Raw genomic sequence first — 25,835 nt, 5'->3', positions numbered from 1 at the left:
ACGAGTCTCCCCGTCGGGATCCCTCCTCGCAGCGCGGGGGCCACGGCGGTCACCGCCGCGCGGTGAGATGGACGTCCGACGTTCACCTCGTCGCGCTGCGCACAGCACCTGCGCGGCCTAGGGTCGCGGGGGCCACACCCCATCCCTCCCAGGAGCCCGCCCAGATGCCCTCTCGTCGACGCCGCGCCCTCGCGGCCCTGACCCTCGCCCCCTTCGCCCTCACCGGGCTGGCCGTCGTCGCGCCGAGCGCGTCCGCCGCCTCGCCCGACCTCGTGGTCTCCGAGGCCTACGGGGGCGGCGGCAACTCCGGCGCCACCCACAGAAGCGACTTCGTCGAGCTCGCCAACCGCGCGCAGAGCGACGTCGACCTCACCGGCTGGACGCTGCGCTACTACTCGGCGAGCGGCACCACCGCGCAGACCACGCCCCTGTCGGGCACGGTCGTCGCCGGCGGGCGCTACCTCGTCAAGCAGGCCGACGGGGCCAACACGAGCGGCACCGCGCTGCCGCTGCCGACGGCGGACGCCACGGGCACCGTCGCGATGTCCTCCTCCGGTGCGCGCGTCGAGGTCGTGGGGCCCGACGGGCAGGTCGTGGACCGCCTCGGCTGGGGCGGGGCCAGCCCGGCCGAGGGCGCCTCTGCGGACGCGACGAACAACGCGACCTCGGTCGCGCGCCGGGACATCTGCACGGACACGGACAACAACGCGGCCGACTTCGTCGTCGGGGCACCGACCCCGCAGAGCTCCAGCACGGCTGCGGTGGTCTGCGAGCCCGACGACGGCGGCGAGCCGCCGGTCGACGAGCCGGAGACCATCGCGCAGATCCAGGGCAGCCACCACCTCAGCGAGCTCGACGGCACCGCGGTCAACGAGGTCGAGGGCGTCGTCACGGCGGTCTCGCGCAACGGGTTCTGGATGCAGAGCACCACGCCGGACGACGACGCCGCGACCTCTGAGGGCATCCTCACCTACACCCGCTCCGCCCCGTCGGTGGCCGTCGGGGACACGGTGAGCGTCGACGGCTTCGTCGACGAGTTCCGTCCCGGGGGCTCGGGTGGCTGGGACAACCTGACGACCACCGAGATCGTCTCCCCCGCGGTCACCGTCACCGGCCGAGGTGAGGTCCCTGCCCCCGTCGTGCTCGGCGAGGACCGCACCGCACCGCAGCAGACGGTCGACGCCGAGGACCCCAAGAGCGTCGAGTACGACGACGCGGACTTCCGCCCCGACCGCGACGCCATCGACTTCTACGAGTCGATGGAGGGCATGCAGGTCGGCGTCCGCGACGCCCAGGTCGTCGGCCCGACGGGCTACGAGATCCCGGTCGTCCCCGGCTCCGGCGTCGACGCGACCCGCACCGAGGCGGGCGGCGTCCTGTACTCCGGCTACGACCACCCCAACGCGATGCGCGTCCTCGTCGACGACGCCCTGCTGCCCTCGGGATCGCTCCCGGACGCCGACGTGCGCGACACCCTCCCCGGTCTCGTCGCCGGACCGCTCGACTACTCCTTCGCCAACTTCAAGCTGCTGGCGACGCAGGTCCCGACGGTCGCCGACGGCGGCCTGGAGCGCGAGGTCGCGCCGCAGCAGCACGACCGCCAGCTGTCCGTCGCCGCGTTCAACGTCGAGAACCTCGCGCCGCAGAACCCGCAGGACAAGTTCGACCGGCTCGCCGGGCAGGTCGTCGACAACCTGCGCAGCCCCGACGTCATCGCGATGGAGGAAATCCAGGACGCGAGCGGCCCGGCCGACGACGGCACCGTCGACTCGACGGCGACCACGGACAAGCTCATCGCGGCCATCGAGGCGCAGGGGGGCCCGACCTACGAGGCGCACTGGGTCGACCCCCAGGACAAGGCCGACGGCGGCCAGCCCGGCGGCAACATCCGCAACGTCCTGCTGCACCGCACCGACCGCGACATCGACTTCGTCGAGCGCAGCAGGGGTGCGGTCGACCACGCCACGAGCGTCGGCACGGACAAGAAGGGCGCCTACCTCACCGAGTCCCCCGGCCGCATCGCGCCGTCCTCGCCCGCCTTCGACGGCAGCCGCAAGCCGCTCATCGCCGAGTACCGGTACCGCGGCGAGCGCGTCTTCGTCGCCGCCGTGCACTTCAGCTCGAAGGGGGGCGACGACCCGCTCTTCGGTCGCTGGCAGCAGCCGGTGCGCTCGAGCGAGGACGACCGCCACGCGCAGGCCCGTGAGGTCCGCGCGCTGACCGACGACCTGCTCGCCGCCGACCCGGACGCGAAGCTCGTCGTCGCCGGTGACGTCAACGACTTCGAGTTCAGCGAGACCACGGACATCCTCGAGGGCTCGGGCCCGACGGCGATGACCGACCTGCCGCGGACGCTGCCCGAGCACGAGCAGTGGACCTATGTCTACGAGGGCAACAGCCAGGTGCTCGACCACATCCTGCTCTCGCCGGCGCTCGCGACGCTCGACGGCAGCGGCAGCGGCAGCGGCAGCGGCAGCGGCACGGGCCGGGGCACGCGCCCCGCGTTCACGTACGACATCGTGCACACCAACTCCCCCTTCGCCGACCAGGACAGCGACCACGACCCGCAGGTCGTGCACCTGGACCTCAAGAGGTGACCGGGCGCGACGTGGCCCCCGGAAGTTCTGCGGGGGCCACGTCGTTGCATGATGGACGCACCCAGCCAGAAGGAGTCTTCGCATGATGGAGCCCACCGACCGCGACTACGCGGTCACCAAGACCGACGAGCAGTGGCGGGCCGAGCTCAGCCCCGACGAGTTCTCCGTGCTGCGCGCAGCGGGGACCGAGCGGCCCTTCACCGGTGAGTACACCGACACCCAGACGGAGGGCGTCTACGCCTGCCGTGCCTGCGGCAGCGAGCTCTTCGCCTCCGACACCAAGTTCGAGAGCCACTGCGGCTGGCCCTCCTTCTACTCCCCCCTCGCCGGGGACCGGGTGGAGTACATCCAGGACGACTCCCTGCCCGGCCGCCCCCGCATCGAGGTCCGCTGCGCCAACTGCGGCAGCCACATGGGTCACGTCTTCGAGGGAGAGGGGTACGACACCCCCACCGACCAGCGCTACTGCATCAACTCGATCTCGATGACGCTGCGGCCCGCTCAGGGCTGAGCGAACGCCTCACCCGCCTCAGGATTCTCGGGTCACCCGATAAACCTCGCCTTCGCAAGGGTTTCTAACTCTTGCGAAGGCGAGGTTTCTCTTGCCCAGCGCTCACGCGACCCGGGCGAGCGCTTCCATGACGGCACGGATGATCCGTTCCGGGTGGAACAGATCGGCCCAGACCACGCGGATGACGATGTAGCCACGGGCGCGGATGCGGTCCTCACGCTTCTTCTCCCTGAAGAGGGCGTCCGGCCCGCCGTCGCTGTACTTGACCTTGCCGTCGAACTCGAGGAGCACGGGAGTGTCCTCGATGCCCAGGTCGACGCGGGCGAACACCACCCCGTCGCGATCGGCGATGGGCAGCTGGGAGACCACCCGGAAGCCGGCCCCGAGGAGGATCGCCCGCGTCACGCTCTCCCCCAGCGACTCCGCGTCACCGTCGGACCACGCCAACGCGCACCGGGCCCGTCCGGCGTGCGGCCACCCGGACACCCGCTCGAACGCCGTCTGCAGCTGCTGCACGTCGACCCTCTGCGCGTTCAGGGCTGCGTCGATCGAGGCCACCCCCGGCAGGACCCCGTGGTCCAGACAGATCTGGATGAGCGCCGTCGCCGTGTCGGTAGCCGGTCCCCAGGGCGTGTCCAGGGGTGTGTCACGCAGGGGGCGTAGCCGGATGTGTCGGGTACTCGCCTCCCGCTGGATCGGGCGTGCCAGGTCGGCAGGCACGACGGGCACCTCGAAGAGCGGGATCCCGTGGGCGGCCGCCGCGGTGACACCGACGAGGACCGCGTCTGGGTACATTCGCAGGGCCGCCCGGGCGAGCAGGCGACGTTCCTCCCCCTTCGTCCGTGCCCCGGGTGAGGTGTACGCGCCACGACAGAGGCGACGGATGACTCCGCGGCGCACGCCCGCGATCAGCACCTCGTCGCGCAGGCCGACGCCCAGCGCCTCCTGCCGCGTGAAGATGCCGTCGGGCAGTGTCAGCAGCTGCGCGAAGGGGGTCTCGGTGACGTCGATCATGGGCTCACCCTGATGTCGCCGACCAGGACCTGACCGGCCGGTCTTCGGGCTGGGGACAGTCGCCGCTCGCAGTGCCCGGATGTGGATCGAGCGACGCAGCTGTGCCTCAGCAAGAGAAACCTCGCCTTCGCAAGAGTTTCAAACTCTTGCGAAGGCGAGGTTTATCGGGTGACCCGAGAATCCTGGGGCAGGTGGGGCGCCCCCCTCAGCGCAAGCCACCCACCAGCGCCGAGACGCTCACCCGCGGGCCGGTGAAGAAGGGGATCTCCTCGCGCACGTGCAGGCGGGCCTTGGAGGCGCGCAGCTCGCGCATCAGGTCGACGATGCGGTGCAGCTCGTCGGCCTCGAAGGCGAGGATCCACTCGTAGTCGCCGAGGGCGAAGGCGGGGATGGTGTTGGCACGCACGTCCGGGAAGTCCTTGGCCATCGCGCCGTGCTCGGCGAGCATGAAGCGGCGGTCCTTGTCGTCGAGGACGTACCAGTCGTAGGAGCGCACGAAGGGGTAGACGCACACGTAGTCGCGCGGCTCCTCGCCGGCCATGAAGGCCGGGACGTGGCTGCGGTTGAACTCGGCCTGGCGGTGCACCGCGGCGTTGGACCACACCGGCTCGAGGTGGGCGCCGAGCTCGGTGCGCAGCAGCCGCTTGTACGCGTCCTGGAGCAGCTCGATCTCGTCGGCGTGCCACCAGACCAGCAGGTCGGCGTCGGCGCGCAGGCCACCCACGTCGTAGACGCCGCGGATGCGCACGCCGCCGTCGGTCACCTCGGCGAAGAGGGCCTCGACCTCCTGCACGAGCGCATCCCGGTCGGTGTCGCCGAGCGGGGTGGTGAGCGCGAAGGCGGAGAACATCGCGTAGTGGATGCTGCTGTTGATCGCCTCGAGCTGCTCGCGGGTGGGCTTCTCGGGTGCGGGCCGGGTGGTCATGCGGACTCCTGTCGGGTGGTGGACGAAGGGGGCAGTGCGTCGAGGACCGTGGTGGCGGTCGCGGCCGCGCCGGCGAGGACGGCGCCGATGCCGACGCCGTCGTAGGCGGCACCGGCGACCTCGAGCCCGGGCAGGGCGGCGACGGCGGCGCGCACTGCGGCGACCCGGTCAGTGTGCCCGAGGTCGTACTGCGGCAGCCCGCCGCCCCAGCGCTGCACGTGGACGTCGACGGGCTCGGGCAGGGGTGCGCCGACGGCCGCGCCGATCTCGGTCAGGGCGATCGCGGTCAGCTCGTCGTCGTCGCGCTGCAGCGCGGCGACGTCGCCGGCCCGGCCGGCCGAGGCGCGCAGGAGGAGGACGTCCTCGCTCGCCTCGCCGACCCATGCCCACTTGGTCGCGGCGAAGGTGCTGGCCTTGATGGTGCGCCCGTCGACGGCCGGCACGAGGAACCCGCTCCCCGGCAGGTCGGGGGCGCCGGCGCGCGGCAGCGCGAAGGTCATGACCGCCATCGACGCGTACTCGATCCCTGCGAGCGCAGCGGCGGCTGCCGGGGCGTGGTCGGTGAGCAGGCGGGCCGTCGGGGCGGCCGGCACGGCGAGGACGACGGCGTCGGCGTCATGGACCACGGGGGCCTTGGGCGCGCCGGCGACGACCTGCCAGCCGGTGCTCGTGCGGCGGACGCGGCGCACGAGGGCACCGCTGTCGATCCGCCCACCGGCGTCGGTGACGCTGCGTGCCAGGGCGTCCGCGAGCGTGCCGATGCCCCCGACGAGTCCCATCACGCGCGGGCGCGGGGGTGCGTCGGCGGGTGGGAGCAGCGACGCGACGGCCTCGGGCATCGCCAGCCCCTCACTCATCGCGGCCCACAGCACCGGCATGGTCGCGCGCAGGGAGAGCCGGTCGACCCGGCCGGCGTAGACGCCCCCGAGGAGCGGCTCGACGACCCGGTCGACGACCGCCCGGCCGTACACGGCGCCCACGGACGCGGCGACGCTCACGTCGTCGGCGTCGAGGACGAAGGGAGCCGGTCGCGCGGCGCGGGCGACCTCCCCTTCGTCGAGCAGGCCGGCGAGATCCGTCTCCAGGCCGGGGACGCCGAGGAAGCTGCGGCCGGGCACGGGGTGCCGCGCGCCACGCGACCAGATGGCGGCGGGGACGGGCTCGGGGTGCACGACCCGGTCGGCGAGACCGAGGTCGGCGAAGAGGGCGCGCCCCGCGGCGCTCGAGGCCACGACCGACTCGGCACCGACGTCGACGAGCACTCCCCCGACCTCCGCCCGACGGACCTTGCCGCCGGGGCGGTCGCCCCCGTCGAGGAGGGTGAGCTCGAGCTCGGGTCGCGCCCTCAGGAGGTGGTGGGCCGTGGCCAGCCCGGCGAGGCCCCCACCGACGACGACGACACGCGAACCCATGCCCCGAGTCTCCCACCCGCGCAGATGGAACCGATCGGTGCCCTCGTCGCGTCCGAGGCACGAGACGGTCGGGACCGCCCGACCGCGCGAGCAGCAGGGGGCAGCACGATGAGGACCACGCAGACGAGGACCTGGGCGGCACTCGTGGCGGCGGGCGGGATCGCCCTCGCCGGCTGCAGCGCCGGCGGCTCCGAGGGCGGCGACGCCGTCGGGCCGGAGAGTGGGGCGAGCGCGGCGTCGGACTCCGCAGCCGGGTCGGGCGAGGCCGCGAAGGACGTCAGGAGCGCCGGCAGCTACAAGGCCCCGAGCAACGCCCACGTCGCGCGGACGGCCCGCATGTCGATCACCGTCGAGGACGTCGAGCAGGCCAGCGCCAAGGTGCGTTCGGCGGCGAGCGAGGTCGAGGGCTACGTCTCGTCCGAGGACTCGCGGGCCGCGACCGACGAAGGGGGCCGCGCCTGGGCCGAGATCACCGTCACCGTGCCCGTCGCCGAGCTGGACGCGACGATGACGACGCTCGCCGACGTCGGCCACGTCACGCAGCGCACGAGCACGGCCGAGGACCTCAGCTCGCAGTACACGGACACGTCCTCGCGGGTGCGGACCCTCACGCGGTCGGTCGAGCGCCTGCGCAAGCTCATCGCCTCCACCGAGGACCTGAGCCAGATCGTCACGCTCGAGGACGAGCTGTCCACGCGCGAGGCGGACCTCGAGTCGATGGTCAGCCAGCGCACGGCCCTGGAGCGGCGGACGACGACGGCCCCCGTGACGGTGAGCCTGTCGACCGAGCCGCCTCCTGCGGACGGACCAGCCGAGGACGAGACCGGCTTCGGCGCCGGCCTGCAGGACGGCTGGCGGGCCTTCACCTCGGCGCTCGAGGTGGGCGCGACCGTGCTGGGCGCGGTGACCCCCTTCGCCGTGACCGGCCTGGTGCTCGGCGGCCCGCTCGTGTGGTGGCTGCGTCGCCGCACCCGCCGGCCGGGACTGACGGGGACTACCGCGCGCTGACGTCGTGCACGAGCTCGACGACGCGGGTGAGGACCACCGGGTCGGTGTCGGGCAGGACCCCGTGGCCGAGGTTGAAGATGTGACCGGGTGCGGCGCGGCCCTCCTGCAGGATGCGCCGCACCTCGCGCTCGACGACCTCCCAGGGGGCGAAGAGCAGCGCCGGGTCGAGGTTGCCCTGGACCGGGTGGGTGCTGCCGACCCGCTCGATGGCCTCGGCGAGGTTGACGCGGTAGTCGACACCGATGACCTCGGTCCCTGCGCCGGCCATGTCGGGGAGCAGCTCACCGGTCCCCACGCCGAAGTGGATGCGCGGCACACCCGAGTCGGCGAGGGCGGCGAGCGTGGCGCGGCTGTGCGGTAGGACGTACCTGCGGTAGTCGGCCTTGGACAGGAACCCGGCCCAGCTGTCGAAGAGCTGGATCGCGCTGGCGCCGGCCTCGACCTGCACCTGGAGGAAGGCGGTCGAGATCTGGGTCAGGCGCTCGCACAGGTCGTTCCACAGCTGCGGGTCCCCGTGCATGAGCGACTTGGTCAGCTCGTGGTTCTTGCTCGGCCCGCCCTCGATCAGGTACGAGGCGAGGGTGAAGGGCGCCCCGGCGAAACCGATGAGCGGCGTCGGACCGAGCTCGAGGACGATCCGCCGGACGGACTCGGTGATGTCCGGGATCATCTCCGGCGTCAGCTCGGGGATGCGGTCGAGGTCGGCGCGGGACTCGAAGGGCTGGTCGAGTACCGGCCCGACCCCCGGCTCGATGTCGATGGCGATGCCCGTGGCCTCGAGCGGCACGACGATGTCGGAGAAGTAGATCGCCGCGTCGACGCGGTGCCGGCGGACCGGCTGCAGGGTGATCTCGGTGACGAGGTCGGGGGTGCGGCAGGCCTGAAGCATGTCCGTCCCGCGACGGATCTCCCGGTACTCGGGCAGCGACCGCCCGGCCTGGCGCATGAACCACACCGGCGTGTGGGGCACGGACTCGCCACGCGCCGCGCGGACGAGGGGGCTGTCGGAGGGCGAGGCAGTGGTGGTCACGCTCGCATCCTCCCACGGTGACCGCAGGACGAAAGGGGGTCTCCCCCTTCGTCGCCGCCCCTCGGCGTGCCCTCCCGCGCGAACGGCCCCGCGCGACCTAGTCTCACGAGGTGGCCACCCGAGAGATCTCCGACGCACCGTCGCCGGACTTCGCCCGCGCACTGCGGAGCCTGCACGAGACCCGCCTGCGCCCCGAGGTCCGCCTCACCGAGGTGCCCGCGCCGACCCGGCTCGCCCCCGACGCCGTCGCGATGACCGCCGACATCGTCGACTCCGAGGACGGCGAGGACCTCGCGACCGGACGCTTCGTCCTGCTGCACGACCCGGCGGAGCCCGAGCCCTGGGGCGGTCCGTGGCGGGTCGTGACCTTCGCCCGGGCCGAGCTCGAGGCCGAGGTCGCCGGTGACCCGATGCTCGGTGCCGTCGGCTGGTCCTGGCTCACCGACGCGCTCGAGGCGCACGGGGTCGGCGACGCCAACCTCGCGGGCACCGTCACGCACGTCGTGTCGGAGTCCTTCGGCGACCTGGAGGACCGGGAGGTGGGCGTCGAGATGGAGATCCGTGCGTCGTGGAGTCCCGCCGACGCCTCCGTCGGCACCCACCTGCTCGCCTGGATCGACATGCTCGCCACCGTCGGGGGCCTGCCGCCCCTGCCGCCTGGAGTGGTGGCCCTCCCGGGGCGGCGTCGTTGAGCCAGCCGCCCGCACCGGACGGGAGCGCCGCCGAGGAGGCCCCGCTCCCCGTCCTCACCGCCCCCGCCGACGGGGTGCCGCCGGTCATCACCTCCGAGTCCGAGCTCGACGACTGCGCAGCGGCGATCGCCTCGGGCACCGGCCCGGTGGCCCTCGACGCCGAGCGCGCCTCCGGCTACCGCTACGGCCAGAGCGCCTACCTCGTCCAGGTGCGCCGTGACGGCGCCGGCACCTGGCTCATCGACCCGGTGACGCTGCCCGACCTCGACCCCCTCGACCGGGCCATCGGCACCGGCGAGTGGATCCTGCACGCGGCCACCCAGGACCTGCCCTGCCTGCAGGACCTCGGCCTGTCGCCCCGCCAGATCTTCGACACCGAGCTCGGCGCCCGGCTCCTCGGGCTGCCCCGGGTGGGCCTGTCCGCCGTCATCGAGCACTACCTCGGGATCAGCCTGGCCAAGGAGCACTCGGCCGTCGACTGGTCGACGCGTCCGCTGCCCGAGCCGTGGCTGCGCTACGCCGCCCTCGACGTCGAGGTCCTCACCGAGCTGCGCAACCTCATGGGGATCGACCTGGCCGCGCAGGGCAAGAGTGAGTGGGCTCGCCAGGAGTTCGAGGCGCTGCTCACCTGGCGGCCGGCCGTCAAGGAGGACCCGTGGCGCCGCACCTCGGGTCTGCACAAGATCCGTCAGCCCCGGGTCCTCGCGACCGTGCGCGAGCTCTGGTACGAGCGTGACCGCATCGCCCGGGACCGCGACACCTCTCCCGGCCGCGTCATCCCCGACACCTCCCTCGTCGACATCGCGCTGGCCAACCCGCAGTCCGCGGGCGACCTGCCACGGGGCCACCGCGCGATCCAGCGCAGCCAGCGCGCCTGGCTCGACGCGGTCCAGCGCGCCCGCAACCTCGGCGACGACGAGCTGCCCGCACCCTCGCTGAAGTCGGACGGCCCCCCACCGCAACGCTCGTGGGCCAACCGTGACCCGATCGCGGCCGAGCGGCTGACGACGACGCGCGAGAGCCTCGGCGCCTTCGCCGAGGAGCACACGATCCCGATCGAGAACGTCTGCTCGCCCGACCCGCTCCGCCGGGTCATCTGGTCGCCACCTGCCGAGCGCAGTCCCGAGGCCTTCGCCTCCGCGCTCGCCGACCTCGGCGTGCGCCCCTGGCAGCGCGAGATCGTCGCGCCGATGATCGCCGACGCCTTCGCCGCCCACCCCGACGCCTGACCTGCGCGCCTGGTGCGGCCGTCCCTTCGAGACGGTTGCTGCGCAACCTCCTCAGGGAACGTGTCTGCCCGGCCGCTCCCTCAGGGAACGTGTCTGCCCGGCCGCTCCCTCAGGGAACGTGTCTGCCCGGTTGCTCCCTCCAGGACGTGGCTGTCTGCCCGCCTGTGGGACGCGTCACTGCACGAGCTGATGGCAGATAAGCAAGCGCTTAGTAGCCTGAGGCCACCTGCACCACGACAGAGAGGCCAACCGTGCCCCGCACTTCTCGTGAGGTCGTCTTCGTCGACGGCGTCCGCACACCGTTCGGCAAGGCCGGGGACAAGGGCATGTACGCCCAGACCCGCGCCGACGACCTCGTCATCAACTGCATCCGAGAGCTCATGCGGCGCCACCCGCAGCTGCCGCCCGAGCGCGTGGAGGAGGTCGCGATCGCCGCGACCACCCAGATCGGGGACCAGGGCCTCACCCTCGGTCGCATGGCCGCGCTGCTGTCGGGCCTGCCCACCACGACCCCCGGTTACTCGATCGACCGCATGTGCGCGGGCGCGATGACCGCGGTGACCAATGTCGCTGGCGCGATCTCCTTCGGGTCCATCGACATCGCCGTGGCCGGGGGCGTCGAGCACATGGGCCGTCACCCCATGGGCGAGGGCGTCGACCCCAACCCGCGTGTCGTCGCCGAGAAGCTCGTCGACCCGTCCGCCCTCGTCATGGGCAAGACGGCCGAGAACCTGCACGACCGCTACCCGAGCCTCACCAAGGAGCGCTCGGACAAGTTCGCCGTCAACAGCCAGCGCAAGCTCGCCCGGGCCTACGAGGACGGCAGGATCCAGCCCGACCTCGTGCCGACCGCGACCCGCCACGCAGACAAGGGCTGGGGCCTGGCCACGACGGACGAGCCCCCGCGCCCCCAGACGACGCTCGAGTCGCTCGCCGGTCTCAAGACCCCCTTCCGCCCCCACGGCAACGTGACCGCGGGCAACGCCGCCGGGCTCAACGACGGCGCGACCGCGTGCCTCCTCGCCGCGGAGGACGCGGCCCACGAGCTGGGTCTGCCGATCGGCATGCGCCTCGTCGAGTTCGCCTTCGTCGGCGTCGAGCCGGAGGTCATGGGGTACGGCCCCGTCCCCGCCGCGGAGAAGGCCCTGGCCAAGGCCGGCCTGGGCATCGACGACATCGGGCTCTTCGAGCTCAACGAGGCCTTCGCCGTGCAGGTGCTCGCCTTCCTCGAGCACTTCGGCATCGACGACGACTCCGACAAGGTCAACCGCTACGGCGGCGCGATCGCGACCGGTCACCCGCTCGCCTCCTCCGGCGTGCGCCTGATGACCCAGCTCGCCCGGCAGTTCGCGGAGGACCCGAGCGTCCGCTACGGCATGACCGCCATGTGCATCGGCATCGGCATGGGCGGCGCCGTCATCTGGGAGAACCCGCACCACGCCGACTACGGCAAGGAGGACCGAGCATGAGCCCCACCACCCCCGAGGTCGTCACCCGGGCCCTCGTCCAGGACGTCCAGCTCCCCGCCGACGGCGGCACTCTGGCCCTGATCACCCTGGACAACGGCCACGACCACACCAGGCCCAACACCTTCGGTCCCGAGGGCCTGGCCGGCCTGTCAGCCGTCGTCGAGACCCTGCAGCAGCGTGCGGAGGCGGGCGAGATCGTCGCGGTCGCCGTCACCGGCAAGCCCTTCGTCTTCGCCGTCGGTGCCGACCTCTCCGGCGTCCCGGGTGTCGCCACCCGCGAGCAGGCCCTCGAGATCGCCCGCGCCGGCCACGCCGCCTATGCGGCCGTCATGGACCTGCCGGTGCCGACCTTCGCCTTCGTCAACGGGGCCGCGATGGGTGGCGGCGTCGAGCTGTCGCTCGCCTGCGACTACCGCACCATGAGCAGGGCCGTGCCCGCGATCGCCCTGCCGGAGGTCTTCCTCGGGCTCGTGCCGGGCTGGGGCGGCTGCTACCTCCTCCCCCGCCTCGTCGGACCGGAGAAGGCGCTGCGGGTCATCATCGAGAACCCGCTGAGCACCAACCGGATGCTGAGCGGCCCGGCGGCCGCCTCTCTCGGCCTGGCCGACGTCCTCCTCGACGGCGCCGACTTCCTCGAGCAGTCGATCATCTGGACGGCCGGGGTCCTCTCCGGGGAGACGACGGTCGAGCGCGAGCCGGTCAGCGACGACGCCGCCGTGTGGGAGGCCGCTGCCGCGGCCGCCACCCAGCTCGCCGACGCGAAGACCGCGGGGAAGTCCCCTTCGCCCTACCGTGCCATCGAGCTCGTCACCGCCGCCCGCACGGCCGGACGCGACGCCGCCTTCGCCGCCGAGAACGAGGCCCTGGCCGACCTCCTCATGGGCGACGAGCTGCGCGCCGGCCTGTACTCCTTCGACCTCGTGCAGAAGCGCGCCAAGCGTCCTGCCGGCGCCCCGGACAAGGCCCTCGCCCGTCCCGTCGGCAAGGTCGGCATCGTGGGCGCCGGCCTGATGGCCAGCCAGCTGGCGCTGCTCTTCATCCGCTCGCTCAAGGTGCCGGTCGTCATGACCGACCTCGACCAGGCGCGTGTGGACAAGGGCGTCGCGTACGTCCACGCCGAGATCGACGCGTCCCTGGGCAAGGGCAGGATCACGCAGGACAAGGCCAACCAGCTCAAGGCGCTCATCACCGGCTCCACGAGCAAGGACGGGTTCGCCGACGCGGACTTCGTCATCGAGGCCGTCTTCGAGGAGATGGGCGTCAAGCAGCAGGTCTGGGCCGAGGTCGAGCAGATCGTCACGCCCGAGTGCGTGCTCGCGTCCAACACCTCGTCGCTGTCCATCACCGAGATGGCGTCGCGGCTGCGGCACCCGGAGCGGGTCGTCGGGTTCCACTTCTTCAACCCGGTCGCGGTCATGCCGCTGCTCGAGATCATCCCGGGCGAGCGGACGGACGACGCGGCGCTCGCGACGGCCTTCGCCACCGGCAAGGGCCTGAAGAAGACGTGCATCCTCGTCAAGGACTCGCCGTCCTTCATCGCCAACCGCCTGCTCGGCCGGTTCATGGGCGAGTTCAGCCGGATCGTCGACGAGGGCACCCCCGTCGAGGTCGCGAACGAGGGCGTCGCCGGCCTGGCCCCGATGCCCCCGCAGGTCCTCGTCGGCCTCGTCGGGCCGGCGATCGCGCTGCACAACAGCCAGACCCTCCACCGCGAGCTCGGCGAGCGGTTCTACGTCTCGCCGAACCTCAGGGCGATCGTCGAGGCGGGCAAGCGTGGCTACGACGACGACGGCGTGGCCGAGCTGCTCACGGTCCCCGCCTCCCCGGTCGAGCTGACCTCCCAGCAGGTGCGCGAGCGCGTCCTCGGCGTCCTCGCCGAAGAGGTCCGCACGATGCTCGACGACGGTGTCGCCCAGGCCCCGATGGACATCGACCTGGCGATGATCACCGGCGCCGGGTTCCAGTTCTGGAACGGCGGCCTCACCCCGCTCCTCGACCGTGAGGGCATCTCGGAGCAGGTCACCGGCCAGCGTTTCCTGCCCCGCGGCGCTGCCAGCGTCCCGGCCTGAGGCGCGGGCTCAGCAAGCGTCTCGAAGGGCGCCGCCCTGAGGAGCTTGCTCATCAAGCGTCTCGAAGGGCGCCGCCCTGAGGAGCTTGCTCAGCAAGCGTCTCGAAGGGGGAGGTCCCGCCGCTCGGCGGGACCTCCCCCTTCGTCACGACACGCACGGGATCCCAAGATCTGCTTCTATCTCATATATGGGTTACGGTTGAGCGCATGTCTGATGACTACCTGGCCCGTATCGGCACCACCATCAAGGAGGCGCGTCACCGCGCCGGCCTCTCCCAAGCGGACCTCGCGGTGAAGCTGGAGACCAGCCAGAGCGCGGTCGCCCGCATCGAGGCGGGCGGTCAGAACCTGACGCTCGACAACCTCGCCCGGATCAGCGAGACGCTCGACACCGAGCTCGTCGCCCTGACCCGCACCCCGACCAGTGGCGCGGTCCACCTGAAGATCGAGGGGGGACGTCGCCTCTCCGGAGCGATCGACGTCAAGACGAGCAAGAACGCCGCCGTCGCCCTGCTCTGCGCGTCGCTGCTCAACAAGGGCACGACGACCCTGCGCAACCTGGCCCGCATCGAGGAGGTCAACCGGATCCTCGAGGTCCTCGACTCCATCGGGGTCAAGACCCGCTGGCTCCCCGACAGCTCCGACCTCGAGATCACCCCTCCGGCGCGGATCAACCTCGACGCCATGGACGAGGAGGCCGCACGGCGCACCCGCACGGTGATCATGTTCCTCGGCCCGCTGCTGCACGAGTTCGACAGCTTCCGGCTGCCCTACGCCGGCGGCTGCGACCTCGGCACCCGCACCGTCGAGCCGCACATGACCTCGCTGACCCACTTCGGCCTCGACGTGACGGCCACCCAGGGCTGGTACGAGGCGAAGGTCACCGACCAGGACGCCACCGACACGACGATCATCCTCACCGAGCGCGGCGACACCGTCACGGAGAACGCGCTCATGGCTGCCGCCCGTCACCCGGGGCGCACGACGATCCGCAACGCCTCGCCCAACTACATGGTCCAGGACCTGTGCTTCTTCCTCGAGAAGCTCGGTGTCCAGGTCAAGGGCATCGGCACCACGACCCTCGAGGTCATCGGGCTCACCGAGATCGACGTCGACGTCGAGTACGCACCGAGCGAGGACCCGATCGAGGCCATGAGCCTGATCGCCGCCGCGGTCGTCACCAAGTCCGAGATCACGATCCGCCGCTCCCCCATCGAGTTCCTCGAGATCGAGCTGGCGACCCTCGCCGGCATGGGCATGAAGTACTCCCTCTCGCAGGAGTACCTCGCCGACAACGGCCGCACCCGCCTCGTCGACATCACCACCCACCCCGGGCCGCTCAAGGCGCCGATCGACAAGATCCACCCGATGCCCTTCCCCGGTCTGAACATCGACAACCTGCCCTTCTTCGCCCTCATCGCCGCCTGCGCCGAGGGCACGACGACGATCCACGACTGGGTGTACGACAACCGGGCGATCTACCTCACCGAGCTCAACAAGATCGGCGGCAAGGTCACCCTCATGGACCCGCACCGCGTGCTCGTCGAGGGCCCCAACCGGTGGCGCGCGAACGAGGTCACCTGCCCGCCGGCGCTGCGTCCCGGCGTCGTCGTGCTGCTCGCGATGCTCGCCGCGCCGGGCACGTCCTACCTGCGCAACGTCTACGTCATCAACCGCGGCTACGAGGACCTGGCCGAGCGCCTCAACGCGCTCGGGGCCAGCGTGCAGCCCTTCCGCGACATCGGCTGACGTTCCCGCGCACGACGAAGGGGAGGCCCCACCGGATCACCGGTGGGGCCTCCCCCTTCGACACGCTTGCTGCGCAAGCTCCTCAGGGCGGCGCCCTTCGAGACGCTTGCTGAGCAAGCTCCTCAGGGCGGCGCCCTTCGTCCTCTGGTCGGTCAGAAGCTGCCGAAGATCGTGCCGAGCAGGATCACGACGACCAGCGCGAGGACAGGGACGGCGATCGCGACGACCGCGATGTCCTTGTAGGACTGCCGGTGGCTCAGGCCGCAGATCGCGAGCAGCGTGATGACGGCGCCGTTGTGCGGCAGGGCGTCGAAGCCACCCGAGGAGATCGCGGTGACGCGGTGGACGAGCTCGAGGCTGATCCCCTGCTCGATGGCCATCGTCTTGAACTGGTCGCCGAGGGCCTCGAGGGCGATGCTCATGCCGCCGGACGCGGACCCGGTGATCCCGGCGAGGACGTTGACCGAGAGGGCCAGCGAGACGAGCGGGTTGCCCGAGATGCCCAGGACGGCGTCCTTGATCGTGGCGAAGGCGGCCAGCGAGCTGATGACGGCTCCGTAGCCGACCTCGGACGCGGTGTTGAAGATCGGGAGCAGCGAACCCATCGTGCCCTCGTTGACCGCACCCTTGACGTCGGCGATCCGGGTCCAGTTGGCGCCCAGCGCGATGACGATGGAGGCGACGAGCGCGACGATGATGCCCCAGATGCCGGCGACGTCGTCGATGCCGACCGACCCGTAGGCCTCCTGCTTGAGGTACTCGAAGTCCATCGCGGGGAAGATCCAGTTGACGAGCGCGTAGTTGAGCGCGATGACGACGAAGATCGGGAGGAAGGCGATGGCCCACGGGACCTCGGGACGGTCCATGAGGTCCTCGTCGGTCTCGCTGACCTCGAGTGCCGGGGCCTTCTCCTTGACCGCGACGGTGGCGCCGGCGCTGCCGTCGCCGCCGTCGAGCGGGGCGTCGTCGTCGCTCTTCCTGCCACCGAGGCCGAGGAAGCCGCCGCCGCCCGGCATCACCGGGGGCTCGTAGACCTCGCCCGCCGCGACGAGCTTGCGGGAGCGGTGGTTCAGCCACGCGACACCGCCGCCGAACATGATCAGGCCGGCGACGAGACCCAGGCCGGGGGCCGCGAAGGCGTTCGTCGAGAAGTACGGCGACGGGATCGCGTTCTGGATCGCGGGCGTGCCCGGCAGGGCGGTCATCGTGAAGGTGAAGGACCCCAGGGCGATCGTCGCGGGGATGAGCCGCTTGGGGATGCCGGACTCCTTGAAGAGCGCTGCGGCGATCGGGAAGACCGCGAAGGCGACGACGAAGAGCGAGACGCCGCCGTAGGTGAGGATGCCGCAGGCCAGGGTGATGGCGAGGATCGCGCGCGAGGCGCCGATCCGGTCGACGATGAAGTCGGCGATCGCCTTGGCGGAGCCGCTGACATCCATGACCTTGCCGAAGATCGCTCCGAGGAGGAAGAGCGGGAAGTACGTGATGGCGTACTTGCCCAGGGCCGGCATGAAGACCTGCGTGTACGTCGCGAGCAGCGGCCCGCCGGCCAGCAGCGTCGCCAGCAGGGCGAGGATCGGGGCGAGGATCAGCACGTTGATGCCGCGGTAGGCCAGGTACATGAGCAGGCCGAGCGACAGGACGATGCCGACGAGTCCTAGGGACATCGGTCTTCCTACTTTCGTCATTCAGGGACGACGTCGGCCCTGCCGACGCCAGTGTGGCGCCCCCGATCGTGGCACCACGTCCGGGGCGGACCTTCGGTGTGTCGGCACACCCTTTCACCCAGATCACGTGGTCCGGCCCCACATGCCACCGACCTGACGGCTCGTACCTTGCTCGTCATGAGCTCCCCCCACACCTCCCTGGTCCCCGACCTGTCCGGCCGTCACGTCCTGGTCACCGGCGCCGCGAGCGGCATCGGCGCCGCCTGCGTCGCCGGGTTCGCCGCCGCCGGCGCGCGGGTCACCGCCGTCGACCTGGACGAAGGGGGTCTGACGCACCTCGTCGAGGGCCTCCCGGGCCTGGTCGTGGACACGCGCGCCGCCGACCTGGCCGACCTCGACGCCTTGGCGGACCTGCCGGGCGAGGTCGACGTCCTCGTCAACAACGCCGGCATCCAGTACGTCAGCCCCGTGCACGAGTTCCCGGTGGAGCGCTTCGACCTCATCCACCGGTTGATGCTCCAGTCACCCTTCCGGCTGATCCGCGACAACCTGCCGCACATGTACGCGCAGGGCTGGGGACGCATCATCAACGTCTCGAGCGTGCACGGCCTGCGCGCCAGCGCCTTCAAGTCCGCCTACGTCTCCGCCAAGCACGGCCTCGAGGGGCTGAGCAAGGTGGTCGCGCTGGAGGGCGCGCCGCACGGGGTGACGAGCAACTGCCTCAACCCGGCCTACGTGCGCACCCCGCTCGTGGAGAAGCAGATCGCGGACCAGGCCAGCACCCACGGCATCCCCGAGGACGAGGTCCTCGAGCAGATCATGCTCGCGCCCGTGGCGATCAAGCGGCTCGTCGAGGTCGACGAGGTCGCGGCGATGGCCCTCTTCCTGTGCACCCCCGCCGCGACGAGCATCACCGGGTCCTCGCTCCCGGTCGACGGCGGCTGGACCGCGCACTGAGCCCGGTGCCTAGGATGCACCCCATGTCGAGCGAGGACGCGCCCCTGGAGCAGGTGATCCGCCTGCTCGAGCTCCTGGCCGCCGACGCCCCGCTGTCCCTGCTCGCCGACAGTCCGGCCCCCGAGCAGGCCCGGGACCTCGCGCTGCGCATCGGCAGTGCGCGCGAGACCCACCGGCGGCGGGAGGCCGCGCAGAGCGCTCTGCTCGACATCGCCCGGGAGCTGGCCTCGGAGATCGACCCGGCTCTGGTCCTCGAGGCGATCGTCCGCCGGGCCAGGACCCTGCTCGGCACGGACCTGGCCTACCTCACGCTGTACGACCCGGAGGCCGGCGACACCTTCATGCGCGTGACCGACGGCTCCGTGTCGGCGGACTTCCAGTCGTTGCGGCTCTCCCTCGGCGACGGGCTCGGCGGGCTCGTCGCCTCCACCCGCAAGCCGTACTGGACCGCGGACTACCCCTCGGACCTGCGGTTCAGCCACACGTCGACCATCGACCACGGCGTGGGCGACGAGGGCATCATCGCCATCTGCGGCACGCCGCTCATCGTCGAGTCCAACTTCGTCGGGGTGCTCTTCGCCGCCAACCGGACGCCACGACCCTTCTCCCACGACGAGGTCGGGCTCCTCGGCAACCTCGCCGCGCTCGCAGCGGTCGCCATCGTGCAGACCCGTGCGCTCGCCGACGCCCGGGAGGCGCTCGCTGCCCTCTCCGCGGCCCACGAGACGATGCGTCACCAGTCCCACGGCGTCCAGCGGGCCGCCGCGGCGCACGACCGCTTCGCCTCCGTGGTGCTCGAAGGGGGTGGCGTCGAGGACGTCACCCGCGCGCTCGTCGAGCTGCTCGGCGGCTGGGCGGTCCTCTACTCCGACAGCGGGGAGCGCCGCAGCGTCTTCGGCCCGGCGCCCACCGCCGACGACGAGGACGAGCTGCTCGCCAACGCGGCGGTCGACCGCGCGCGGAGCGAACCGGCCCGGCTCGCGGAGCACGCCGGGGTCCACGCCATCGGCGTCACGGCGTCGCGCGAGCAGCTCGGCACGCTCGTCGTGGGCGGCCAGGGCACGCTGGAGGACAGCGACCAGCGCACCGTCGAGCGTGCGGCCGTCGTCACCGCGCTCGTCCTCCTCTTCGAGCGCCAGGCCGACGACGCCCGGCAGAGCGCGCGCAACCGCGTCGTCGCCGACCTCCTCACGGCACGGGGCAGCCACGACGACCGCACCGGGTGCCTCCGCTCCGCGGGTCTGGACCACCGACAGCCCTACTGCCTGCTCGTCGTCCGGGGCGGTGACCCGACCCAGCAGCGCGCGCTCGCCCTCACCGTGAGCACCCTGCTCGGCGAGGGCAGCCTCGTCGGGACCCACGAGGACTCGATCGTCGCCCTCGTGCCGGGTGACGACCCGGACCGCCTGGCCGGCTCGCTCGCCGAGCGGGTGACGCGCGGTCCGCGGATCACGGTCGGTGGCTGCGGTCCGGTCCGGGACGTCGACGACCTGCCCGCTGCCCACGACGACGGCGCCCGCACCGTCGCGGCGCTCATCGCGCTGGGGCGCGCCGGCACGGGTGCGGCGGCCCGCGAGCTCGGCTTCGCAGGGCTCATCGTCGGGTCGGACCCGGACGTGCAGGACTACGTGGACTCGGTCCTCGGACCGGCGCTCAACTACGACCGCGAGCGCGGCAGCGACCTCGTCGGGACCCTGGCGGCCTACTTCGCGGCCGGCTCCAGCCCGCGGCACGCGGCCACCGAACTGCACGTCCACGTCAACACCGTGGCCCAGCGCCTCTCGCGCATCGCGGCGCTGCTCGGTGACGACTGGCAGCACCCCGACCGGGCCCTGGAGATCCAGCTCGCCCTACGCCTGCGCCGTCTGCTCGCTGCCTGAGCGTCGTCCCGCGCGCCCCAAGATTCTCGGGTGACCCGATAAACCTCGCCTTCGCAAGAGTTTGAAACTCTTGCGAAGGCGAGGTTTATCGTGCAGAGCGGGGGGGGGTGCGCTCAGGCCAGGCCCCGGTCGATCGCGTCGACGACGGCCGCCAGACCGTCACCACGGAGGATGACGTCGTAGTGGTTGGCGTCGACACCGTGCACCGCGATCTGCGGTGGCAGCCGAAGGGCGTCGATCCTCCCTTCGTCGTAGAGCCCCTGTGGCTCGTCGAGCAGGCCGCGGTGCGCCCAGACGAGCTCGACGGGCAGGCCCGCCGCGACCGCGCGGGCGGCGGCCGAGTGCGCGGCCTCGTCGGTGAGGACGTCGGCACCGTCGGCGCGGACGGCCTCGAGGAGGCACGAGCTCATCCACTGCCCCGGTGCGTCGGGAGCGGGGACGAGGTCGTGGTCGAGGTAGCGCCGGACGGCGTCGGCGACCGGGCCGCCGGCCAGCAGCGCGCCGAGGGCCGGGTGCTGGCGCCAGAACTCCAGGTGCGCCGCCTCGTCGGCGAAGCGCATCGACAGCCTCGCCATCGCTGGACCGATGACGGCCGTCAGCGCCGCGTCGATGTCCAGGTCCGGTGGCGGCGGGAAGGCCAGACCGCCGTCGACGAGGACGAGCGAGCGGTACAGGTCGGGGTCCGCGGCGGCGGCGAGCGCCGCGACGAAGCCGCCCATGGAGTGCCCCACGAGCACCGGATGGGCACCGAAGACACCGATGACCGTGCGCAGGTCGGCGGCGTGGGTCGCCAGCCCGTACGGCCCCGGCGCCTCGCGGCTCGCCGCCCGCCCCCTCAGGTCCGGGGCGAGGACCCGCACGGCCCCCGCCCCGTGACGGTGGTGCAGCTCGTCGGCCACCCGTCGCCACGACAGCCCGTTGGCCGTGATGCCGTGGACGAGCAGGACGACCGGCGCCCCGGGCCGGGCGGTCCCGACGGTGAGGTCGTGGATCGCGAGGCTGCCGACCGGCAGCTCGATGACGAAGCTCGCCGCGGTGCTCATGCCCGCTCCCGCCGGAGCAGCCGCGCTCCCAGGCCCGTGATGCCCTGGGGCGCGAAGTACACGATCGCGACGAAGAGGATGCCGAGGATGAAGAGCGGCTCCCCCAGCAGTCGCTGGACGAGGTCGGGCAGGCCCCCGAGGATCGTGGACCCGCTGAGCTCGACGAGTCGGGCGTCGGCGTAGTGGTAGAGGAACCCTCCCACGACCGCACCCCACATCTTGCCCGCGCCGCCGAGCACGACCATGAGCAGCAGCGAGAGGGTGAACTCGGTCGTCGTGACGTGCGGGCTCGAGCCGCCGAGGACGATCGCGTGGACCACTCCCCCGAGGCCGCCGATGAAGGCCCCGACGACGATCGCGAGCAGCTTGACGCGGTAGACCTCGTAACCGAGGACGGCCGCGCGGGCCTCGTTCTCCCGGACCGCGGCCATCGCGTGCCCGGCCCGTGAGCGCACGAGCAGCGCCACGAGGACCCAGGCGAGGACGACGAACCCGAGGGCGAGCCAGTAGCGGTAGGGCGCGTTCTGCACCCCGACGAGCATCGCGGGGATCGCCTCGCGGTTGAGTGCCAGCCCCTCCTCGCCACCCGTGACATCGCCCGGGTTGCGCAGCACGATGATCGACGCCGCCTGGGCGAAGGCCAGCGTGACCATCGCGAAGGCGATGCCACCGACCCGCAGCGCGATGCCCCCGACGACGAGCGCCAGCAGCGTCGTGACACCGAGCGCGACGAGGATCGCGAGCGGCAGCGGGAGCGACCACGACGACAGCGAGATGGTCAGCAGGTAGCTGCCCGCCGCGACGAAGAGCGCGTGACCGAAGCTCAGCAGCCCCGTGCGCCCGAAGATCACGTCGTAGCTCAGGGCGATGCCCGCGATGACGAAGCAGACGGAGAGCAGCTGCAGCGAGCCCGGTCCGTTGACCCGCCCCGGCAGGACTCCGGGGATGGTCGCGCTGACGTAGGGCAGGACGAGGAGAACCAGGAGGAGGACCAGACCCGGCAGGGCCTTGACCAGGGACCGGGAGCTCATGCGTGACCACCCTTCAGCGATGCGGGACGGAGGAGCAGGACGAGGGCGAGGAGCAGCACGACCGAGAGGTCGCCGACGCCGCTCACGGCGTAGTAGTTCGCGAGCTGCTGCACCAGGCCCACGGCGACCGCGGCGACCGCGGTCCCGACGAGCGAGCCCATGCCGCCGATGACGACGACGATGAAGGCGTAGATGAGCAGCGACCCGCCCTGGGCGGGCGAGACCGATCCCGCGTACTGCGAGTACAGGATTCCCGCCAGTGCGGCGGCCGCCCCACCCATCGCGAAGACGATGGTGAAGGTCGTGCGCACGTTGATGCCGAGCGCCTCGACCATCGTGCGGTTCTCGACACCGGCCCGGATGATCAGGCCGAGCCGCGTGTACTTCAGCAGCGCGAGCAGTCCGACGAAGACGGCGATGGCGATGACGACGAAGAGCAGCCGGTCGTTGGGCAGGCGTGCCCCGCCGAGGTCGGTCGTGGCGGCCATCCAGCCGGGCTTGTCGATCGCCTTGGGGTCCGCGCCCCAGACCGCCTGCGCAGCGGCGACCGCCGCGAGGGAGAGACCGACGGTGACGAGCACCTGCTGGATGTGGTGCTTGTAGAGCGGCCGGATGAGGCAGACCTCGACGACGACGCCGATGAGGGCGCCGACGACGAGCGCGACGAGGACCGCGACGCCGAGGCGCAGCGAGGTCGACATGCTCTCGGGCAGCCGCTGCATCGTCTCCCAGCCGGCGTACGAGCCGGCCATCATGAAGGCGCTGTGGGCGAAGTTGAGCACGCCCATGAGTCCGTAGATCAGGCTCAGCCCGCTGGCCGCCAGGAAGTACAGCGCGCCCAGCCCGAGGCCGGTCGCGAGGATCAGGGTGAACTCGCTCATGCCGCCCCCTCCCGTCGCATCGAGACGCCGAGCAACTCGCGCGTCAGCTCCTGGTCGGCGACGAGCTCGGCCGCCGCCCCCGTGTGGACGACCACCCCGGCGTCGAGGACGACGACCGTGTCGGCGATGCGCCGCACGAGCGGCAGGTTCTGCTCGACGAGGAGGATCGGCGTCTCCCGCCCGACCTCCGCCAGGACGTCGGCGACCTCGGTGACGAGCTTGGGCGCCAGGCCCTTGGTCGGCTCGTCGATGAGCAGCAACCGGTTGTCCCGCAGCAGGACCCGCGCGAGCGAGACCATCTGCTGCTGTCCCCCCGACAGCGTGCCGGCACGCTGCGCGCGACGGGCCACCAGGTCGGGGAAGAGCCGTTGGACGATGGGCGCGTCGGTGCCGAGCGCGGGCTCGACGAGACGCAGGTTCTCCTCGACCGTCAGCCCGCCGAAGACCTCGCGGTCCTCGGGCACGTAGCCGATGCCGTCGCGCACGATCCGGGTGGTGGCCCGTCCCTGGATCTCGGTCCCCTGCAGGGCGATCCGACCCGTGCGCGGGGCGAGCCCGAGGATCGCCTTGAGCGTCGTCGTCTTGCCCACGCCGTTGCGCCCGAGCAGGGCGGTGACGCCGGTGGACGGCACCTGGAAGGAGACGCCCTGGAGGATGTGCGAGCCGCCGTAGCGGACGTGCAGGTCGTCGACGGCGAGGACCGCTCTCGGTCCCGTCGTGTCGGTGTCGGTCACAGCGCTTCTCCCAGGTAGGCCTCTTGCACGCGGTCGTCGGAGGTGACCTCCGTGGGGCTGCCGACGGCGAGGAGCTGTCCGTGGTGCAGGACGGCGACCCGGTCGGCCAGGCCGAGCACGACGTGCATGTGGTGCTCGACCATGGCGACGGCGACCCCGCTGTCCCTGACCTCACCGATGATCTCGGTGAGCCCGTCGACGTCCTCGGCCGAGACCCCGGCCATCGGCTCGTCGAGCAGCAGGACGCTCGGCTCGGAGGCGAGGGCCATCGCCAGCTCGAGCTTGCGCCGGTCTCCGTGCGAGAGGTCGCGGGCCAGGACCGTCTCCTTCCCCGGCATCCGCACCAGGGTCAGCAGCTCCGCGATCCGCTCCCCTCCCACCGAGCCCGCAGGCCGGAAGGGGGAGAACGGCGCGGCGCCCGACGCCTGGATCGACAGGCGCACGTTCTCGTGAGCGCTCAGCCCGTCGAAGAGCGCCGAGGTCTGGAAGGACCGGGCCAGCCCGCGCCGCGCGCGGCGGGTGGAGCTGAGCCGGGTGACGTCCTGCTCCCCGAGCGTGACCCGTCCTTCGGTGGGTCGGGTGACGCCGGAGAGGATGTTGACGAGCGAGGACTTCCCGGCGCCGTTGGGGCCGATGATGCCGAGCAGCTCACCGGCCCCGACGCCGAGGGTGATGCCCTCGAGGATCCGTGCCCCTCCGACCCGCCACCCGACGTCGGTGGCGGCGATCACTTCTTCGTCGCGACGGGCGGGGCCACGTCGGCTGCGTCGATGGTCTCGCCGAGCTCGGGCACGAACTGCTTGCCCTCCTTCTTCAGCGAGACGGTGAACATCGGCTGCAGCATCGCGTGGTCCTCGGGACGGATCTCCATCTGCCCCTTGGGTCCCTCGAACTTCCAGCCCTCGAGCGAGGAGACCATCTTGTCGACGTCACCGTCGCCCTCCTCGAGCGCCCGGACGACCATCTGCGCGGCGACGAAGCCGTCGGTGCTGAAGAGGTCGACCTCCTCGCCGTCCTCCTTCAGGCCCTCCTCGAGCGCGGTGTACGCCTCGTTGTCCGCCGCGCCGGCGAAGAAGTGCGAGAGGAAGTCGATCTTGGTCCCGGCCTCGCCGAAGAGCGCGTGGGTCGCCTTGATGTCGAGGCCCGTCACGACCTTCGTCGTGTCGAAGACACCCTGCTGCGAGAGCGTGCCCCACATCGAGGTCGCGTTGTCACCGGCCCAGGCGACGAAGAGCAGGTCCGGCTTCTGGCTCTTGATCTTCGTCGCGTAGGGCGTGAAGTCCTTCGCGCCGGCCGGCGCCTCGATCGCGGTGACCTTCGCCCCCTTCGTCCCGAGCACGCTCTTGACGGCGTCGATGTTGGCGGTGCCGAAGGCGCTGTCCTGGGCGAGGACGGTGACCCGCTTGCCCTTGACGTCGCCGAGCATCGTGCCGGCCGTCGCGACGTCCTGGTAGGTCTGCCGGCCCGAGCGGAAGGTGTAGTCGTTGGCGCCGGTGACCGCGTCGGCCGCGGCGGGCCCGGAGATGAAGAGGGTCTTGTTGTCCTGGGCGAGCGGCGCGACCTGCAGGGCGACGCCCGAGGCGGTCGAGCCGGCGATGATCTCGTTGTCCTGGCCGATGAGGTCGGTGACGGCGGAGACGGCCTTGGCCGGGTCACCCGCGTCGTCCTTCTCGGTGATCTCGATCTTCTGCCCGCCGACCTCGCCGGTCCCGTCGGTGGCGAAGTCCAGGCCCACCTCGAAGGCGGCCTTGTACTGCGCGCCGTAGGGGGCGAGCGGCCCGGACTTGCTGTAGACGAGGCCCACCTTGTGGGGTCCGTCCGCGCCCCCGTCACCCTCTCCCCCGCCACCTCCCGCCTGACCGGGGGTGCCGCACGCGGCAACGGACAGGCTCAGGGCTGCGCCCGCGAGGGCAAGACTCCAACGCTTCGTCGACATGG

21 protein-coding genes are annotated in these 25,835 nt (G+C 71.9%); 10 read left to right on the top strand and 11 right to left on the bottom strand.

Annotation, left to right across the window (positions count from 1 at the left end; genetic code table 11):
- Window positions 1-164: 164 nt before the first annotated feature.
- Together V3C34_RS09995 and msrB are read left to right on the top strand one after the other, a co-directional pair.
- A complete protein-coding gene (locus V3C34_RS09995) occupies window positions 165-2,597 on the top strand; it encodes a lamin tail domain-containing protein (protein WP_346006954.1) in 2,433 nt (810 codons plus the stop codon).
- A gap of 85 nt (window positions 2,598-2,682) precedes the next feature.
- The gene (gene msrB / locus V3C34_RS09990) at window positions 2,683-3,108 is read left to right on the top strand and encodes a peptide-methionine (R)-S-oxide reductase MsrB (RefSeq protein WP_346008558.1); all 426 of its coding nucleotides are present in this window, start codon (window positions 2,683-2,685) and stop codon (window positions 3,106-3,108) included.
- Window positions 3,109-3,210: 102 nt separating this feature from the next.
- Here the strand turns inward: msrB and V3C34_RS09985 are convergent, their stop codons facing one another.
- From V3C34_RS09985 to hemG, 3 genes are all read right to left on the bottom strand, one after another.
- On the bottom strand, window positions 3,211-4,122 hold the full coding sequence (locus tag V3C34_RS09985) for a hypothetical protein (RefSeq protein WP_068324588.1): 912 nt from the start codon (window positions 4,120-4,122) through the stop codon (window positions 3,211-3,213).
- Between the two features lie 205 nt (window positions 4,123-4,327).
- The gene (gene hemQ / locus V3C34_RS09980; protein ID WP_068324591.1) at window positions 4,328-5,047 is read right to left on the bottom strand and encodes a hydrogen peroxide-dependent heme synthase; all 720 of its coding nucleotides are present in this window, start codon (window positions 5,045-5,047) and stop codon (window positions 4,328-4,330) included.
- Window positions 5,044-6,459 carry a protoporphyrinogen oxidase gene (hemG, locus tag V3C34_RS09975; RefSeq protein ID WP_346006952.1) on the bottom strand — a complete coding sequence of 472 codons (1,416 nt, stop codon included), beginning with the start codon at window positions 6,457-6,459 and terminating at the stop codon, window positions 5,044-5,046. Before hemG ends, hemQ begins: the two co-directional genes overlap by 4 nt.
- A gap of 108 nt (window positions 6,460-6,567) precedes the next feature.
- Here hemG and V3C34_RS09970 point away from each other — a divergent pair, with 108 nt between their 5' ends.
- A complete protein-coding gene (locus tag V3C34_RS09970; protein ID WP_170307473.1) occupies window positions 6,568-7,467 on the top strand; it encodes a DUF4349 domain-containing protein in 900 nt (299 codons plus the stop codon).
- On the opposite strand, the gene hemE is transcribed toward V3C34_RS09970, so the two are convergent.
- Entirely contained in the window at window positions 7,454-8,497 is a 1,044-nt protein-coding gene (gene hemE, locus V3C34_RS09965) for a uroporphyrinogen decarboxylase (RefSeq protein WP_346006951.1), read from the bottom strand. The two genes, V3C34_RS09970 and hemE, sit on opposite strands and share 14 nt — an antisense overlap.
- Window positions 8,498-8,607: 110 nt before the next feature.
- On the opposite strand from hemE, the gene V3C34_RS09960 reads away from it, so the two are divergent.
- From V3C34_RS09960 to V3C34_RS09940, 5 genes are all read left to right on the top strand, one after another.
- Window positions 8,608-9,189, top strand: coding sequence for a DUF3000 domain-containing protein (locus tag V3C34_RS09960; protein WP_068325413.1), 582 nt, complete (start codon window positions 8,608-8,610; stop codon window positions 9,187-9,189).
- Window positions 9,186-10,418, top strand: a complete 1,233-nt coding sequence (locus tag V3C34_RS09955) for an HRDC domain-containing protein (protein WP_338538206.1) — start codon at window positions 9,186-9,188, stop codon at window positions 10,416-10,418. The genes V3C34_RS09960 and V3C34_RS09955 overlap by 4 nt, the downstream gene beginning before the upstream one ends.
- 251 nt (window positions 10,419-10,669) lie before the next feature.
- Window positions 10,670-11,887 (top strand): thiolase family protein, encoded by a 1,218-nt coding sequence (locus V3C34_RS09950; protein ID WP_346006949.1) that lies wholly within the window; start codon window positions 10,670-10,672, stop codon window positions 11,885-11,887.
- Complete coding sequence (locus V3C34_RS09945) at window positions 11,884-13,956, top strand: 3-hydroxyacyl-CoA dehydrogenase NAD-binding domain-containing protein (protein WP_346006947.1); 2,073 nt, start codon at window positions 11,884-11,886, stop codon at window positions 13,954-13,956. The genes V3C34_RS09950 and V3C34_RS09945 overlap by 4 nt, the downstream gene beginning before the upstream one ends.
- Window positions 13,957-14,162: 206 nt before the next feature.
- Window positions 14,163-15,704 carry a UDP-N-acetylglucosamine 1-carboxyvinyltransferase gene (locus tag V3C34_RS09940; RefSeq protein ID WP_068324609.1) on the top strand — a complete coding sequence of 514 codons (1,542 nt, stop codon included), beginning with the start codon at window positions 14,163-14,165 and terminating at the stop codon, window positions 15,702-15,704.
- A gap of 152 nt (window positions 15,705-15,856) precedes the next feature.
- On the opposite strand, the gene V3C34_RS09935 is transcribed toward V3C34_RS09940, so the two are convergent.
- Window positions 15,857-17,371: a GntP family permease gene (locus V3C34_RS09935; protein WP_346006946.1), complete on the bottom strand. Its 1,515-nt coding sequence runs from the start codon at window positions 17,369-17,371 to the stop codon at window positions 15,857-15,859.
- Between the two features lie 177 nt (window positions 17,372-17,548).
- On the opposite strand from V3C34_RS09935, the gene V3C34_RS09930 reads away from it, so the two are divergent.
- Both V3C34_RS09930 and V3C34_RS09925 read left to right on the top strand, forming a co-directional pair.
- Complete coding sequence (locus V3C34_RS09930; RefSeq protein WP_346006945.1) at window positions 17,549-18,328, top strand: 3-hydroxybutyrate dehydrogenase; 780 nt, start codon at window positions 17,549-17,551, stop codon at window positions 18,326-18,328.
- A 23-nt stretch (window positions 18,329-18,351) separates the two neighbouring features.
- Window positions 18,352-20,208 (top strand): helix-turn-helix domain-containing protein, encoded by a 1,857-nt coding sequence (locus V3C34_RS09925; protein WP_346006943.1) that lies wholly within the window; start codon window positions 18,352-18,354, stop codon window positions 20,206-20,208.
- Between the two features lie 113 nt (window positions 20,209-20,321).
- Here the strand turns inward: V3C34_RS09925 and V3C34_RS09920 are convergent, their stop codons facing one another.
- From V3C34_RS09920 to V3C34_RS09895, 6 genes are read right to left on the bottom strand one after another with little or no spacing between them, the layout of a single operon-like run.
- Window positions 20,322-21,251 (bottom strand): alpha/beta fold hydrolase, encoded by a 930-nt coding sequence (locus V3C34_RS09920; RefSeq protein ID WP_068421839.1) that lies wholly within the window; start codon window positions 21,249-21,251, stop codon window positions 20,322-20,324.
- Window positions 21,248-22,282 (bottom strand): branched-chain amino acid ABC transporter permease, encoded by a 1,035-nt coding sequence (locus V3C34_RS09915; RefSeq protein ID WP_068421841.1) that lies wholly within the window; start codon window positions 22,280-22,282, stop codon window positions 21,248-21,250. Before V3C34_RS09915 ends, V3C34_RS09920 begins: the two co-directional genes overlap by 4 nt.
- Window positions 22,279-23,163, bottom strand: a complete 885-nt coding sequence (locus V3C34_RS09910) for a branched-chain amino acid ABC transporter permease (protein ID WP_068421844.1) — start codon at window positions 23,161-23,163, stop codon at window positions 22,279-22,281. The genes V3C34_RS09915 and V3C34_RS09910 overlap by 4 nt, the downstream gene beginning before the upstream one ends.
- On the bottom strand, window positions 23,160-23,897 hold the full coding sequence (locus V3C34_RS09905; RefSeq protein ID WP_346006941.1) for an ABC transporter ATP-binding protein: 738 nt from the start codon (window positions 23,895-23,897) through the stop codon (window positions 23,160-23,162). The genes V3C34_RS09910 and V3C34_RS09905 overlap by 4 nt, the downstream gene beginning before the upstream one ends.
- Window positions 23,894-24,628 carry an ABC transporter ATP-binding protein gene (locus V3C34_RS09900; protein WP_346006940.1) on the bottom strand — a complete coding sequence of 245 codons (735 nt, stop codon included), beginning with the start codon at window positions 24,626-24,628 and terminating at the stop codon, window positions 23,894-23,896. The genes V3C34_RS09905 and V3C34_RS09900 overlap by 4 nt, the downstream gene beginning before the upstream one ends.
- A complete protein-coding gene (locus V3C34_RS09895) occupies window positions 24,625-25,833 on the bottom strand; it encodes a substrate-binding domain-containing protein (RefSeq protein WP_346006938.1) in 1,209 nt (402 codons plus the stop codon). Before V3C34_RS09895 ends, V3C34_RS09900 begins: the two co-directional genes overlap by 4 nt.
- Window positions 25,834-25,835 lie beyond the last annotated feature (2 nt).

The organism is Janibacter terrae, from assembly GCF_039636765.1.
GTDB lineage: Bacteria > Actinomycetota > Actinomycetes > Actinomycetales > Dermatophilaceae > Janibacter > Janibacter terrae.
The sequence above is the reverse complement of the archived record's forward strand: the minus strand, read 5'-3'. Positions and strand labels throughout refer to the sequence as shown.